We start from the raw sequence: 14,545 nt of genomic DNA on the forward strand, positions 1-14,545 counted from the left end.
TTTGCGTGTCAGAGTGGGCCCGCATGCGTGACGGGTCGTGGAAGTTCAGCCTGGTCTGCGGCCTGTTGAGCTGCAGCATCCTTAGCTGCACCGCTCAGCGCGCCCCAGCGCCCGCTGCATCGCCACCGCCGCTTGTGCATCCCGAGGCGGCAAGCGCTCCAGCTGTGGCTCAGCTCATCGCTTCGCCGCGAGGCAGCGCAACAGCGCCCGCGCCGGAGCCCGAGGCCACCCCGAGCTACCCCGAAGGCGCAGTCGACGACCAGCCCGATGACAGCGAACCTGGTTTCAGCTTGGCCCTGGGTGAGCTGAGCGACGGCGATCTCGAGCGCTTGCTAGCGGACGATCCCCAGGCGCTGGGCGGGCTGTCTATTGGCGGTCCGAGCTCCGGAGTTTTGGTTGGGGGAGAGCGCATGCCGGAAGACGGTGAGTGGAAGCTCGTCGACCCCGCGCGCGCCTACGGCACGCGAGAGACGTGCGATTTCCTCGCCCATGCGATTCACAAGGTGAACCGCGAGCTGCCGGGAGGCCATCCGCTCTACATCGGTCACATCAGCGCAAGGAGTGGCGGGCACCTGAACCCCCACAAGAGTCATCAGGCGGGGCGCGACGTCGACATCAGCTTCTACTACCAGGGAGAAGACGCCGCCCGCTGGTACAAGCGGGGCACCGCTGACAACCTGGATTTGCCGCGTACCTGGTCCTTCGTTCGCGCGCTGATCAGCGAGACCGATGTGGAGATGATCCTCATCGACCACTCGATCCAGAAGCTGCTCTACGACTACGCCCAGAGCATCGGTGAAGATCAGACCTGGCTAGATAACGTGTTCCACGGTCAAGCGGGCAAGCAGCGCGCGCTCATCTTGCACGCGCCGGGACACGCGACCCACATTCACATCCGCTTCTACAATCCCATCGCCCAAGAAGCCGCCCGGCGCTTGTACCCGAAGCTGATTGCCAGCGGGAAAATCAACCCGCCAGCGCAGTACGTGAGCTACGTCGCCAAGAAGGGCGACACCCTGATCAAGCTCGCCAAGCGCTTCAACACCACCGTCAAGGCGATCAAGCAGGCGAACGGCCTGCGTGGCACCCTGATCCGCGCCAAGGTCACCTACAAGATCCCGAAGCAGAGCGGCGTCAGTCTACCGCCGCGGCCACGGATCCCGGAGCGCCGCGTGCCGCCAGCGCCGGACAAGCGCGACGCAGCGGGCACCGAAGCCAAGCAGCGCGCCACGAGCGCCGCCCAAGAGCCGATCCAGCGCAGCCTCTGAGCGGCTCGTGTCGCCCGCTCGCGCCGCTACCTACTTTGAAAACCGCGGCTCCGTAGAAACTGCGGCTACTTAGAAAACTGCGCGTCGCGCTTCTCGACGAACGCGTCTCGTGCTTCGTCGCTCACCCCCGAGAGATTCAGCTCGAAGGTGAAGCCTTGCTCGAAGCGGTAGCTCTTGTTTACGTCCACCGGGTCGATGCCGTTCAGGCACTTCTTTGCCGCGCGGATCACCGTGTTCGAGTGCTGCGCAATCTTGCCCGCGACCTCTAGGGCACACGCCACGAGTTGGCTCTTGGGCACCACTTTGAGCACCGAGCCGAACGCGTGGAGCTCGGCTGCCGTCGCCGTCTCGGCAGTGTAGACCATCGCACGCATGCGATGCTGGGGCACCAGACGGGCGAGGTGAGTCGCGGCGCCGAGCGCCCCTTGCTTGACCTCGGGCAAGCCAAAGGTCGCGTCGTCAGACGCCACGATGAGGTCCGCGTTGCCCACGAGCCCGATACCGCCGCCGAGGCAGTACCCATGCACGGAGGCGACCACCGGCACGTCGCACTCATACACCGCCTTGAACGCCGCGTAGCAGCCGCGGTTTGCGCCGAGCAGCGCGTCGAAGCCCTCCGTCGCCTGCATCTCCTTGATGTCGACCCCGGCGTTGAAGCCGCGACCCTCTGCTCGCAGCACCACGACCCGCACTGCGGGGTTCTGTCCGGCTTCGGTCACTTGCTTGGCGAGCTCGAACCAACCGCGCACGGGCAGCGCGTTCACCGGCGGGTTGCTCATCACCACGGACGCGATGCCGTTCGAAATTTCAGTGCTGATCATCAGGGCTCCAGGCTGCGACTCACGGAACAAGCGGTTCCCTTTCGTCGCTAGAACGTGTTCTACTCGACGCTATTCCAAGGCTTGAGACCATGCAAGACACACTCGACTTAACGGGCCAGGCGGTGATCGTGACCGGCGGCAGCAAAGGCGTGGGCCGCGGCATCGCTGTGCGTTTCCTCGAGGCGGGCGCCGACGTCGTGATCTGCGCCCGCAAGACGCCAGAGTCGCTCCCCGAGGGCGGGGGACGCCAGGCAAGCTTCGTCGAAGCGGACGTCCGAGACATCGAGCAGATCGAGCGCGTGGTCACCGTCTGTGTCGAGCGCCACGGCAAGCTCTCGGTGCTGGTGAACAACGCGGGCGGTTCCCCGTTCGCCGATGCTGCTACAGCTTCACCCCGCTTCAGCGAGGCGATCATTCGCCTGAATCTGCTGGCGCCGCTGAACTTCTGCCAGATCGCGAACCGCCAGATGCAGAGCCAGCCAGGAGGCGGCAGCATCATCAATATCGCCAGCGTGAGCGGGGTGCGGCCTTCTCCCGGCACCGCAGCCTACGGCGCCGCAAAAGCCGGGCTCTTGAACCTGACTCAGTCCCTCGCCGTCGAGTGGGCACCCAAGGTGCGCGTCAACGCGATCACTGCGGGGCTGATCGAGACGGAGCAAACCGAGCTCCACTACGGTGACGCAGAAGGCGTCGCGCGCGTCGCCAAGACGGTGCCCCTCGGGCGCATGGCGACCCCCAAAGACGTCGGCGACGCCTGCGTGTTCCTCGCATCGCCGCTCTCGAGCTACCTCTCCGGCGCGAGCCTCTTGCTCCACGGCGGCGGCGAGCGCCCAGCGTTCCTTGACGCTGCCGCAGGGAAGTAAAGCCGCTGGCCTGCGGTTCTCGGGGGAGAGCGGCAGCGTACTCAGCTGCCGCTAGTTCCGAACGTGTGCTACGCTAGCCGCCGATGAACGATCGCGCTGCCAGAGCCGCCAGGCGCCGTCAGACCTGGACGGGAGGCGTGGTCACCGGCTTCCAGCAAGCAGAGTTGGCTGATTTTGAGTTCTGGCGAGCGGCCACGCCCGAGGAGCGCGTCCAGGGTGTGACTGACTTGGTGCTGGAGCTGTTAGACTCGAGTGGGGCTCCGCGGCGGTTGGACAAATCGATCGGCGGAGTGCGCAAACGTAGGCTGGACTAGATGAGCCCGTACGCGTGGTCCACGCAGAGTTCGCGGCCTCTCAGTGCACGCCTCAAGCAACCTTGGTGACGGCAGGGTTGATCGCCTTCGGTCTCGGTTCGAAGGAGGAGTTGTCGTCGAGCGCTGACTAGGTCGGCACTCTCCCAGGCTGTCGCCGCCGAAAGACGTTGCGCGACGCCGTCTCCCAGCGCAGATGCTCCCTCGATTGCCCAAAACGCGCCACACGTTCGGCAACGAAACAAGGCACGTCCCGCTCCGCGTTCCAGTAGGTCATACGGGCGAACGAACTGCGGCTCGTTCGGTAGCACCCAGGCTGCGTCACCGCGGGTTGGGCAGTGGCATCGCGATAGTTCCGCGAGGTAACGTTCCAGCGCGGCAATCGCAGGGGCGTCCCGCGTGACGATCAGATCGTCCCTGAGGAACGTCAGGGGCCGGTAGGCCCCTAGGCCGTCCCGTAGTCGCGCTTGTACCTCTTCGAGCCACTCGCGGTTCGCCAGAACCACCTCTGCGTCCCAGCTCTTGGGAGGCATTGGGTACTCGAGTTCGGGCTGCGTTAGGGTGATCGTATTGAGTTCGCCTGCGAGGTGCTCCCAGGTGGCGAGTGACGGTACAGCAGCCCCTTCGGAATACAGCCAAACTTCGGCGTACTCGTCGGAGATCGCAAGGATGATCTCATCGTAGGAGTTGATCACGTTGGTCACGACGGTTTCCGCATCCTGGCGCCAACCTCGTGTGATCTCGTCGGGCGACACCTGGGGCGCGCCTCCGTCGAAGGCGGTGATGACCGCTCGGCGGCCCATCGTGAGCTCGGAACACCGCCTCAAGACTTCCCAGGCTGGGCCAAGGCGGTCCGCCCACCAATAGTCGCCTTCACGACCGTGCATGCGTCACGGATGCTGGCTCGAGACGCTCAGCACTTCGCCGGTCATGTAGGAGGCGAGGTCGCTCGCCAGGAAGATCATCACGTTGGCGACCTCGAAGGGCTCCGCGGCGCGGCCAAAGGCTTCGCGCTGGGTGAGCTCGTTCAGGAGCTCCTCCGTGGTGACCTTGGCCAGGAACTTGTGCATCGCGAGGCTCGGGCTCACGGCGTTGATGCGCACACCGGCTTCTGCGGCCTCGATGGCTGAGCAGCGGGTGAGGGCCATCACACCGGCTTTGGCCGCGGCGTAGTGGCACTGCCCGGCTTGGGCGCGCCAGCCGACTACGGAAGCGTTGTTGACGATGGAACCGGTTCCGCGAGGCATCATATGGCGCAGCGCCGCGCGGGTCATGCGCATGGTGCCGGTCAGGGTGATGTCAATCACGCGGTCCCACTGCTCGTCGGTCATGTCGACCAGGTTCGCCGTACCGCCGAGGCCGGCGTTGTTCATCAGCACGTCCACGTGGCCGAGCTCTTTCTCGGCGGCTTCCCACAGGCTTGTGACCTCAGTCTCGACGGCGACATTGCAGAGCTGACTTGGTGGACGCACCCCCGTGACCCGCGTCAGTTCTTCCACAGCTTCGCCCAGGCGCCGCTCGTGGATGTCGCTGATCATCACCTTGGCGCCTTCTTCCGCCGCGCGGCGCGCCACGGAGAAGCCGATGCCGGTGCCAGCAGCGGCGGTGACGAGCACCGTCTTGTCTTGAAGGAGCGCCTTGGGTGTGGGGTAGGGGGGCGTCAGCTTGCTCATGTTGGTCGTCTCAGGCCGGCCGCGGTTCCTTGGGGAGACCCAGGCCGCGCTCGCCGATGATGTTGCGTTGGATCTGGTTGGAGCCAGCGTAGATGGTGTCGGAGCGGCTAAACAGGAACAGCCGCTGTAGCGCGGTCAGGCTGAAGCCTTTGCCGTCTTCGGTGGTCTCCAGGCTCTGCGCGAGCTCCGCGTCGGGGCCGAGCACATCCATGGCGAGCTTACCGAGCTCGCGGTGCCAAGTCGCCCAGTAGAGCTTGGTCACCAGCGCGGCTCGCGACAGCTCAGCGCCTTCGGACTGGCTCAGGGTGCGCAGCGCGTTGAAGCGCATGATGCGCAGTCCGATGTGCGCTCGGGCCAGGCGCTGGCGCATCACGGGGTCTTCCGCTGCGCCGTTTTGCTTCGCGATGCGCACGATTTCGTCCAGCTCGTTCTGGAACAAGAGCTGCTGCCCCAGCGTGGACGCGCCGCGCTCGAACGCCAGCGTGCCCATGGCGACCTTCCAGCCGTCGCCCGCTTTGCTGACGATGTTCTCTTCTGGCGTGCGCGCGTCCTCGAAGAACACTTCGTTGAACTCGCTGGAGCCGGTGATCTGCACGATGGGTTGAATGGCGACACCAGGCTGATCCATCGGCACCAGCAGGTAGCTCAGGCCTTTGTGCTTGGTGGCGCTCAGATCCGTACGGCAAAGCACGAAGCACCAGTGCGACCAGTGGGCACCGCTGGTCCACACCTTTTGGCCGTTGATCACCCACTCGCCTTCACGGAGCTCAGCGCGGGTCTGGACGTTGGCCAAGTCGCTGCCGGCGTTCGGCTCTGAGTAGCCCTGGCACCAGAGCTCTCGCCCGTCGCGGATCCCGGGGAGAAAGCGCGCCTTCTGTGCGTCGCTGCCGAAGGCGATCAGCGTCGGCCCGAGCAGGTTCTCGCCGATGTGCCCGAGGCGCCCAGGGCCGCCAGCACGCGCGTACTCTTCGTTGAAGATCACCTGCTGCATCAGCGGCAGGTCACGCCCCCCATGCGCTTTCGGCCAGCCGACGCAGGTCCAGTTGCCCGCTGCCAGGCGCTGCTCCCACGCCAGGCGTTCTTCGAACAGCGCGTGTTCGTCGCCGGGTCCGCCGCGACCGCGCACGCCCTTGAAGTCATGAGCGAGCTCGGCCTCGAGCCAGCTACGGATTTCCTCGCGGAAGGCTTCGTCTTCAGCCGTGTAACGTAGGTCCATGGGCCTCGGGGGTGGTTGAAACGGCGGTGGGCCGAGCTGGCGTCGCGTTCAGGCGCGCTTCAGCGCTGGCTTCTCCAGCTTGTCGCAGCTCAGGGCGTGAGTCAGCAGTCGCGCGGCGGTGAGCGTCTGCTCGACGACCTCTTGCTGTCCGTGGAGCCCGGCGGACCAGCCAACCAGCGACGCGAACCAAATCTGCTGAAGTAACGCGGCGATGGTCTGCTCGGCCTCGGTGGGGGGCGACGACGTGGCGTCCGTATACGAGAGGCGTCCCACGCCGCGCATCGCCGCGATGATCAGGCCGGTCATGCGTCCATGGTAGGCCGCGACGTGGCTCGCTACCTCGGGCTCGCCGGAGGCCATTGCTCGCAACACGGCGCGCGCGTACTTCGGTTTCCGCACGAGACCGCGAGTCACGATGTTGAAGAACGAGTCCAGGCGTTCGATGGCGTTTTCGCCTCGTGCCGGACGGCCCTCCATGCGCCGCTCGAGGCTCTCCGTCTCGCGGTCGAGTGCCGCGGTGAGGATGTCCTCCTTCGAGCGAAAGCTCTTGTAGAGCGTGCCCAGCGCCACTCCAGCGTGGGCCGCTACGTCGCGTTGACGCACGTTCTCGAACCCGCCTTCTTCGGCCAGGCTGATGGCGACGTCCAAGATGCGGTCTCGACGATCTCGTGATGGCACGTGGAAAATGAAACACGTTTCACTCCCCACAGTCAAGCGCACGACGGCTCACGAGCGCCGTCGGTCGCGGAGCGTTCAGGCGTACGTCAGCCACGTTTCGCGTCCAAGTCTGCGGCGGACTCTGCGACATCTTGCAGCAGGTACTTCATGATCTTTCCGCTGGCGTTGCGGGGCAGCGGTTCGTCCCTGAGCTCCCAGTCTTCAGGTACCTTGTAGTACGCGAGAGCCTCCGCAGCCCACGCCTTCAGCGCTTCGATATCCAGCGTTTTCCCGGGCTTTGTCACCACCACAGCCTTCACCGACTGACCGAGCTCCGGGTGGTCGACGCCAAATACTGCGCTCTCCGCCACGTCCGGGTGCGCGTCCAAGCGGCGCTCTATCTCCGCGGGGTACACATTTTCCGCAGCGCGAAGGATCAGATCTCGTTTCCGCGTGTGGATGTACAGGCGCCCCGCCTCCAGGCGACCGAAGTCTCCCGTCTGGAGCCAGCGACCTGGGTGAATGGCTTTCGCGGTCGCTTCCGGATCTTTCCAGTAGCCGAGCATCACCAGCGGCGAGCGAATGAAGATGTCGCCCTCTTCCCCTTCGGGCAGCGGGTTGCCCTGGGGATCCCGGATCTCGATGGACACCGTTGGTAGCGGCTGGCCCACGGACTCCGGAAACTCCAAGAGTTCGCCGCCGTAGTTCATGGTCGCGAGCGCCGTGCACTCCGTCTGACCGTAGCCTACGGCTAGGCCTTGCACCGCGTTCGGGAAGGCTTCGCGCAGCGCAGCTTGGATCTCCGGCGTCACCGGGGCGCCACCGCAGCCGATGCTCGTCACGCTGGAGACGTCGTACTCCTCGCGGGTTGGACACTGGAGCACGCGATAGGCCATGCTGCCTTGAGGACCCCAGCCGTTGACCTTTTCCGCCTGCATGGCGGCGAGCACCTTTTCCGCGGAGAAGCGCCCCGTGGTCCACACACTCTTCACGCCTCCCGCCAGGTGCGCAATCAGCGAAGCGTGGAGCCCCGAGACATGAAACAGCGGGTTTGAGACCAGTCGGCAGTGTTGAGGCGCCGGTTCGTTCTCTTTTTGGGGGAGAGGAGAGACGTCCGTGTCACTAGGGGTCGTTGCTCCGCGCTCGGCTCGCTCGCGCAACTTCATCAGCCGCGCGCCGTGAAAGAACTGCACCCCAAGCAACGCAACCACATTGCGGTGACTGTGGAGCGCACCTTTGGGCCGCCCGGTCGTGCCACTCGTGTAGAGCAGGATCGCCGGGTCGTCTTCGGCGATGGGCGTCTCGGAGAGGGCGGCGCCGCGTCCGCGCTGGATGGCTGACCAGAATTCAAGCTCCGTTTCGTGATCATCGCTCGAGAAGCGGAGCACCGCGGTGCCGCGAGGAATTGGTGCAGACAGCCGCTCGGCGCGCTTCTTGTCGACCACCAGGAGCTTCGGCTCCGCGTGGCTCAGGGCGTAGTCGATTTCGTCGCCGACCCACCAGCCATTCATCGCGACTGCGATGGCGCCGAGGCTAATCGTGGCCCAGAACGCTAGCGCCCACTCCGGCGCGTTGGCACCCAAGATGGCCACCCGGTCGCCTTTGCCGATGCCATACTCGCGCTCGAAGGTGGCAGCCAACGCGCTGACCGCCTGCAGGTGCTCGCGAAAGCTGAGCCGCAAGTCGGGGAACACCAGATACGGCAAATCACCGAAGCGCGTGGAAGCGCTGAGCAGGGCCCGGAGGTGCGGCGCCCGCTGCGCAAAGACCTCGAGCTCCGTGCCCAGCACTTCCTCTCGAGCGAGCGCAAATGGACTGTCAGGTGCCAGTAGCTCCCGCTCCGCGTCCGCGCGCGCGCGGAGCTCTTCAGGGAGCGTCCAGGCGCCGTCGCTGGGAGCAGCCATCGCTCACGCGCCCTTCAGGAGCGCTGTCGCGCGCTCACGCAGCACGAACTTGGTGACCTTGCCGGTCGCGTTCATGGGGAGCGCGTCGACCAGCTCGAAGTAGCGCGGCACCTTGTAGTTCGCGAGATTCTCGCGGCACCAGGCGCGCAACGCATCCACATCCAGAGAACTCTCCGGGCGCCGCACCGCGAACGCCATGCCCACTTCACCCATGCGTTCGTCGGGCACCCCGATCACGGCGACGCTCACGAGCTCCGGGTGGCTGAGCATTAGATTCTCGATTTCCGCAGGGTAGCAATTGAAGCCACCCATGATGAACATGTCCTTCTTGCGGTCGGTGATGCGCACGTAGCCGCGCTCGTCGATGATGCCGATGTCACCGGTGTGGAGCCAACCGTCTGGGTCGACGGCCTCCCGAGTGGCGCGCTCGTCGTCGAAGTAGCCACGCATCACGTTGTAGCCGCGCACCACGATTTCGCCGGGTTCCCCGGGTGCAACAGGCTCTCCGGCGTCGTTCACCGCGATCATCTCCACGCCTTCAATCGCGCGTCCGCTGGTCTTGGCGATGGTCTCCGGGTCGTCGTCGTAGCGGCACATGGCGACGATGCCGCAGCACTCGGTCAAGCCGTAGCCAGTGATGATCGTCTCCAGGCCGAGCACGTCCCGCATGCGGTGGATCAGATCCACAGGGATACTCGCCGCGCCCGTCACCGCCAGGCGGAGGCTGCTCACGTCGTGGGCCCTGAGCTCCGGATGAGCCAGAATCGCCTGATACAGCGCGGGTGGCCCGGGCAGCATGGACACTTGGTCCGCTGCGATGCGCCTGAGGACCTGGCCGGGGTCGAACACCAGGTGCGGGAGAATGGTCGCGCCGCGGAGCAGGCACGCGAGCCACCCCGCCTTGTAGCCAAAGGCGTGAAAGAACGGATTCACGATCAGGTAGCGATCGCCGGCGCGGAGCCCGACCACTTCTGTCCAGCTGGTGAAGGCGCGGACGTTCTGACTGTGCGTCGTCACCACGCCCTTGGGGTGCCCGGTGGTGCCGCTCGTGAAGAGGATGTCCGAGGTGTCGTCTGGCCCGACGCTCGCCGCACGTGCCTTGGCCTCGGCGACCAGCGTGGATTCACCCGAAGCGATGAAGGCTCCGACGGGCGTGCGCCAGCTGGCCTTGCCTGAGGCGGGTCCGAGCTCGATCACACGTTCGAGCGCTGGCAGGCTTTCCCACAGCCGCTGCGCGCCAGGCGCGCCGAGCTCCCTTTCCAGACTCCCGAGGTAGTCCGTGCCGAGGAAGTCGCCGATGCTGACGAGCAGCTTGGCGCCGCTCTTTTGTAGGACGTACGCAGCCTCCTTGGCCTTGAAGCGCGTGTTCATGGGCACCAGAGCCGCACCGGCGCACTGAGCCCCGATTGCCGCGAGGATCCACTCGTGGCAGTTCGGTGCCCAGACAGCGACGCGGTCGCCCGGCTCCACCCCAGCAGCGATGAACGCACGCGCGGCGCCGAGACAGCGCTCCCAGAGCGCGCTGAAGGAGAGGCGAATGGCTGAACCGTCGACGATGGAGGTTTCTTCGAGCGCCAAGGCGTCGCCCCAGCGCTCGGCTGCTTCAGCGGCTGCGGCAGGAATGCTGCTCTTCATCGCACCTCTCCCCCCAAACCTGATCTAGGGCTTTTTGCTGCCGACGAGCCACATGCTGAAGAACTGGGAGCCGCCGCCGTAGGCGTGGCCCATGGCGATCTTCGCGCCGTCGACTTGGTGCTCACCGGCTTGGCCGCGCACCTGCATGGCGGCTTCGGCGAAGCGGATCATACCGCTCGCGCCGATGGGGTTCGTCGAGAGCACGCCGCCGCTCATGTTGATCGGTAGATCACCGTCGAGGGCGGTCACGCCTTGCTCGGTGAGCTTCCAGCCTTCGCCTTCGTCGCAGAAGCCTAGGTTTTCGAGCCACATGGGTTCGAACCAGGAGAAGGGCACGTAGAGTTCGGCGCAGTCGATTTCCTTGCGGGGATTGGTGATGCCGGCTTGGGAGTAGAGATCCTTCGCCGCGTCGCGACCCGCTTTGGGATTCACCTGGTCGCGACCGCTGAACAACACCGCCTCGCTGCGCATCGAGCCGCCGAGCACCCACGCGGGGGGAGTGGGCGCCTTGGCGTGGGCTTCATTGACCAGTACCAGCGCCGCTGCGCCGTCGGAGGAGGGACAGCAGTCGAGGTAGCGGATCGGATCCCAGAGCATTGGGCTCTGCTCGACCATCTCACGGCTTATTTCCGGGAGGTGCAGGTGAGCGAGGGGATTCTTCAGCGCGTTCTGGCGATCCTTCACGCTGACCAGGGTGCCGACGTGGCTCGGGGCATTCGAGCGGCGCATGTACGCGCGAATGAGCGGCGCGAAGTAGCCGCCAGCGCCGGCAGTGAGCTGCGGTTGGAAAGGGATGGCGGGGGAGAGGGCCCACATCGCGTTGCTCTCGGACTGCTTCTCGAAGGCGACCGTGAGCACCCGCTGGTGCACACCGCTCGAGATCAGGTGGCTCGCGACGAGGGCCGTCGAGCCGCCGACGCTACCCGCGGTGTGAACGCGCATGATTGGCTTGCCCACGGCGCCGAGCGCATCCGCGAGGAACAGCTCGGGCATCATGATGCCTTCGAACATATCCGGGGCGGTGCCCACGACGACGGCGTCGATGTCCTTGAACGTCAGATCGGCGTCTTCGAGGGCGCGCAGGGCGGCCTCGCGCAAGAGGCCTGGAATTGAGAGATCCTTGCGCTTCGCGGCGTACTTGGTCTGGCCAATGCCGATGATTGCACAGCGTTCCATCACTCGGCCTCCATCACGGCGACGAGGTTCTGTTGTAGGCACGGGCCGCTCGTGGCGTGAGCCAGCACCCGCCCCGCGTCTCCGCGCAGGATGTGGTTCGCGGCTTCACCCAGGCGGGTTAGCCCGGCGACCATCATGGGGTTTGCGCATAGCGCGCCGCCGGAGGGGTTGAGCTTGACGTCTTCTCCAAGCCCCAGGGCGCGCTTCAAGATCAGCTCCTGGTGGGCAAACGGTGCGTGGAGCTCTGCGATGTCGAGCTTGCCCTTGGTAGCGCCGGCACGTTCGCCAGCGATCCGCGCGGAAGGAGACTCCGTCAGGTCGCGCATGCCGAGAAAGTGGGGCTCCACGCGATGGTCGATGCCGCGGATGATGGCCGGGCGCTTCACGAGCTCCCGGGCGCGCTCGGCGGTGGCCAAGATCACGCAGGCCGCACCGTCGCTGATGGGCGGGCAGTCGTGCTTGCGGAGCGGCTCAACCAGGTAGGGCTCGCTCATCAGGCTGTCCACGGCGTAGTCCCCGACCTGGTGGGCGTTGGGGTTCTGCCTGCCCTGGGCGCGGTTGCGGCTCGCGACCTCTGCGAAGTCGCGCTCGCTCGCCCAGCCAGCGTCCAGCACGGCACGCGCTTGAAGCGCTGCCAGGCTGATGGCGTCGGGCCAGAGTGGCGCGGTGTAGTAGGGGTCGAGCTGCTGAGACAGCACGTCTCTCAACGAGCCGAGACTCGACTTGCCGTAGGCATAGACCAGAGCTGTGTCCACGTCTCCGTGCTGCAGACGCACCCAGGCTTCGTAGAGTGCCCAGGCTCCGTCCATTTCCACATGGGATTCGTTGATGGGCGGCCACGGCGCGACGGAGTCCAGGGCCGAGACGAAGCTGAATGGTCGCCCCAGCAGGTAGTCGCTGCTGCCTGAGCAAGTGAAGCCGATTTGCGACTTGTTCAAGCCCGCTTGCTCGAGAGCTTCGGCCACCACGGGCTGGACCAGCTCCACCTCCTCGCGGTCGGTGTGGCGACGCTGGTTCGGCAGCTGCGTGAACGCGACGATTGCGATGTCTCGCATCAGAGGTGCTCCTTGTAGGTCTCGTAGTCCGCGTCGGGGTCCCCGCTGGGCTCGAACCATTTGATGCTCTCGAGAGTCGGGCCGAGCTCCGAGTCGTCTTTCCAAATCGCCTTGAGCCGCATGCCCATGCGCACCTCTTCGGGCTCGATGCCTCGGACCAGATGAAAAATCGGGATGTCAGCGCCGTCGAGCAACACGGCAGCGGCGATGTAGGGCGGCTTGAAGGGCATGTTTCCGAACGGAATGCTGATCACACAGTAGGTGGTCAGCGTGCCCTGGTCCTTCACCTCTTCGATGCCAACCGTCGGGATCCCGCACGTGGGGCAGGCGCCGCGGGGAGGCAGGAGCACCTTGTCGCAGCCCTCGCAGCGGGCGCCCAGGATGCGCTTCTCCGCGAAGCCGCGCAGGTACTGCGAGAGGTGGTGCCCCGCGACCACGGTGTAGTCGAGCCTCACCGGGGTCAGCAGCTCGGTGACCGGTGCGTTCGGGTCCGGCTCTTTTGCAGGCTTTTCGCTCATTTCGCAGCCTCCTGTTCCGGGAGGAAGCACGCGATGTCTTGGATCCTGCCGGTCTTTTCCTCCGCCCACTGGACCTTGACCCGCATGCCCGTGCGCATCTTGTCGGGGCTGCCAGCATCCACCGCGTGGAGCAGCGCCGTGTCGGCGCCGTCCAGCTGAATCAGCGCCCAGGCGAACGGGCGCTCGAGGGGCTGTCCACGCCGCGGCTCTGCCATCCACGACCAAGTCTTGACGACGCCGCTCTGGCCCACCTCAACGAAGTCGCCGACGGCGTCGCCCGTGTCCGGATCGTACTCGAGCGGTGGCACCAGCACGCGTCCCGCCTTGGTCTTGACGCCTTCGATCTTGCCGGCGCGCAGACTGGTCAGGAAGCGCCCGATCACCGGTCCTGTCGTACGGGTGTAGGTGTACTCGAGCGTGTAGGGCGCGCTGAGCAGGTTGGTGTCGACTTCACTCATGGGGCCTCCAAGCCGTCTTGTGGCTCGCTGAATAGAACATGTTTCACTCGGTGGGTAAAGCCATCCCCGCGGTATCGATCGCTGCGGATCTGCGCTGGTGCACGACGCGAAACGGGCCGCCGAACAAGTGGTTCGACGGCCCGAACAGGAGCTGGCACCAAGCTGCCACGTGCGCGTTTGAAGGCGTCAGTCTTCGACGCGGATCGCCGCTTTGGGACAGCGCGCTTCGGCTTTCTTCACTTGCTCGCGCAGGTCCTCCCCGGGCTCTGCGATGAGCAGGTGCAGGTTGTCGTCATCGTCGAGCTTGAACACCGTGGGGGCGAACTTCACGCACACGCCGTTCGCCTCACACAGGTCGTAGTCGATGAGGATCTTCACGCTCACCCTCCCTGCAAGAGGTAGCCATAGTCTTTGTCGACCATGCAGAACGTCTTCTCTTCACCAAGAACATCGAGCAGACCCTTGAGGGGAGTGGTGCACTTGTAGCCTTCATCCGTGCGGCAATCCCCGTCTCCGGCGCAAGGTTGCAGGCACAACCCCAGGTCACCGAAGGCCTCGATGTTGACGAAGGGCAGGGTCCCTTGCAGCGAAGCTACGTCCTCCGCCGAGAGGAAGGCGAGAGGCTGGTAGCACTCTCCCGAGTCGCCGCAGCTGCCCGGCGTACAGGACATGTTCTTGATGTCGTCTTCCGTGAGGTCTCCGAGGTCGTTGGTGCAGTAGCCGCCATTGAACGGGATCACCAAGTCCTCGAAGGCCGCGGCGCCGGCGTTCGAGGGATCCAGGATCAGGTTCTTCGTCGGATAGAGTTCGCTGATGCACTTCGGGTTGGTGTACCCGGTGCAGTCGGAGTCTTGAGTGCACGAGCTGCCCACTCCATTGGAGCTCTGCCCGTTCCCATCACCGCCATCGTCGCTGCTGCAGCCCGGGGCGGCGAGAGCGGCGAGCAAGCCTGCGGTGGCTACAGAGAGGAGGGTCTTCAGTTGCATGGTT

Annotated in this window: 14 protein-coding genes and 1 pseudogene; 3 read left to right on the forward strand and 12 right to left on the reverse strand. The window is 65.4% G+C overall.

Annotated features, from left to right (window positions below; genetic code table 11):
• Positions 1-23 precede the first annotated feature (23 nt).
• The gene (locus tag H6718_14680) at positions 24-1,268 is read left to right on the forward strand and encodes a penicillin-insensitive murein endopeptidase (protein ID MCB9586643.1); all 1,245 of its coding nucleotides are present in this window, start codon (positions 24-26) and stop codon (positions 1,266-1,268) included.
• A gap of 65 nt (positions 1,269-1,333) precedes the next feature.
• On the opposite strand, the gene H6718_14685 is transcribed toward H6718_14680, so the two are convergent.
• Complete coding sequence (locus H6718_14685; GenBank protein ID MCB9586644.1) at positions 1,334-2,089, reverse strand: enoyl-CoA hydratase family protein; 756 nt, start codon at positions 2,087-2,089, stop codon at positions 1,334-1,336.
• A gap of 89 nt (positions 2,090-2,178) precedes the next feature.
• Here H6718_14685 and H6718_14690 point away from each other — a divergent pair, with 89 nt between their 5' ends.
• Both H6718_14690 and H6718_14695 read left to right on the forward strand, forming a co-directional pair.
• Positions 2,179-2,952: an SDR family oxidoreductase gene (locus tag H6718_14690; protein ID MCB9586645.1), complete on the forward strand. Its 774-nt coding sequence runs from the start codon at positions 2,179-2,181 to the stop codon at positions 2,950-2,952.
• A gap of 83 nt (positions 2,953-3,035) precedes the next feature.
• The gene (locus tag H6718_14695) at positions 3,036-3,266 is read left to right on the forward strand and encodes a hypothetical protein (GenBank protein MCB9586646.1); all 231 of its coding nucleotides are present in this window, start codon (positions 3,036-3,038) and stop codon (positions 3,264-3,266) included.
• Here the strand turns inward: H6718_14695 and H6718_14700 are convergent.
• From H6718_14700 to H6718_14750, 11 genes and pseudogenes are all read right to left on the reverse strand, one after another.
• Positions 3,263-4,150, reverse strand: coding sequence for a hypothetical protein (locus H6718_14700; GenBank protein MCB9586647.1), 888 nt, complete (start codon positions 4,148-4,150; stop codon positions 3,263-3,265). The genes H6718_14695 and H6718_14700 overlap by 4 nt on opposite strands.
• Before the next feature lie 3 nt (positions 4,151-4,153).
• A complete protein-coding gene (locus tag H6718_14705; protein MCB9586648.1) occupies positions 4,154-4,936 on the reverse strand; it encodes an SDR family oxidoreductase in 783 nt (260 codons plus the stop codon).
• Between the two features lie 10 nt (positions 4,937-4,946).
• Positions 4,947-6,152: an acyl-CoA dehydrogenase family protein gene (locus tag H6718_14710; protein ID MCB9586649.1), complete on the reverse strand. Its 1,206-nt coding sequence runs from the start codon at positions 6,150-6,152 to the stop codon at positions 4,947-4,949.
• A gap of 48 nt (positions 6,153-6,200) precedes the next feature.
• Positions 6,201-6,830 carry a TetR/AcrR family transcriptional regulator gene (locus H6718_14715; protein MCB9586650.1) on the reverse strand — a complete coding sequence of 210 codons (630 nt, stop codon included), beginning with the start codon at positions 6,828-6,830 and terminating at the stop codon, positions 6,201-6,203.
• A gap of 86 nt (positions 6,831-6,916) precedes the next feature.
• A complete protein-coding gene (locus H6718_14720; protein MCB9586651.1) occupies positions 6,917-8,713 on the reverse strand; it encodes an acyl--CoA ligase in 1,797 nt (598 codons plus the stop codon).
• A 3-nt stretch (positions 8,714-8,716) separates the two neighbouring features.
• Positions 8,717-10,348 carry an AMP-binding protein gene (locus H6718_14725; protein ID MCB9586652.1) on the reverse strand — a complete coding sequence of 544 codons (1,632 nt, stop codon included), beginning with the start codon at positions 10,346-10,348 and terminating at the stop codon, positions 8,717-8,719.
• Positions 10,349-10,372: 24 nt separating this feature from the next.
• On the reverse strand, positions 10,373-11,524 hold the full coding sequence (locus H6718_14730; protein MCB9586653.1) for a thiolase domain-containing protein: 1,152 nt from the start codon (positions 11,522-11,524) through the stop codon (positions 10,373-10,375).
• Entirely contained in the window at positions 11,524-12,579 is a 1,056-nt protein-coding gene (locus H6718_14735; protein ID MCB9586654.1) for a thiolase domain-containing protein, read from the reverse strand. Before H6718_14735 ends, H6718_14730 begins: the two co-directional genes overlap by 1 nt.
• Positions 12,579-13,555: pseudogene (locus H6718_14740) on the reverse strand (OB-fold domain-containing protein). Before H6718_14740 ends, H6718_14735 begins: the two are co-directional and overlap by 1 nt.
• 186 nt (positions 13,556-13,741) lie before the next feature.
• A complete protein-coding gene (locus tag H6718_14745; GenBank protein MCB9586655.1) occupies positions 13,742-13,933 on the reverse strand; it encodes a ferredoxin in 192 nt (63 codons plus the stop codon).
• 2 nt (positions 13,934-13,935) lie between these two features.
• The gene (locus H6718_14750; protein ID MCB9586656.1) at positions 13,936-14,541 is read right to left on the reverse strand and encodes a hypothetical protein; all 606 of its coding nucleotides are present in this window, start codon (positions 14,539-14,541) and stop codon (positions 13,936-13,938) included.
• Positions 14,542-14,545: the final 4 nt, after the last annotated feature.

This window comes from Polyangiaceae bacterium (genome assembly GCA_020633205.1).
Classification (GTDB): domain Bacteria; phylum Myxococcota_A; class Polyangia; order Polyangiales; family Polyangiaceae; genus JAHBVY01.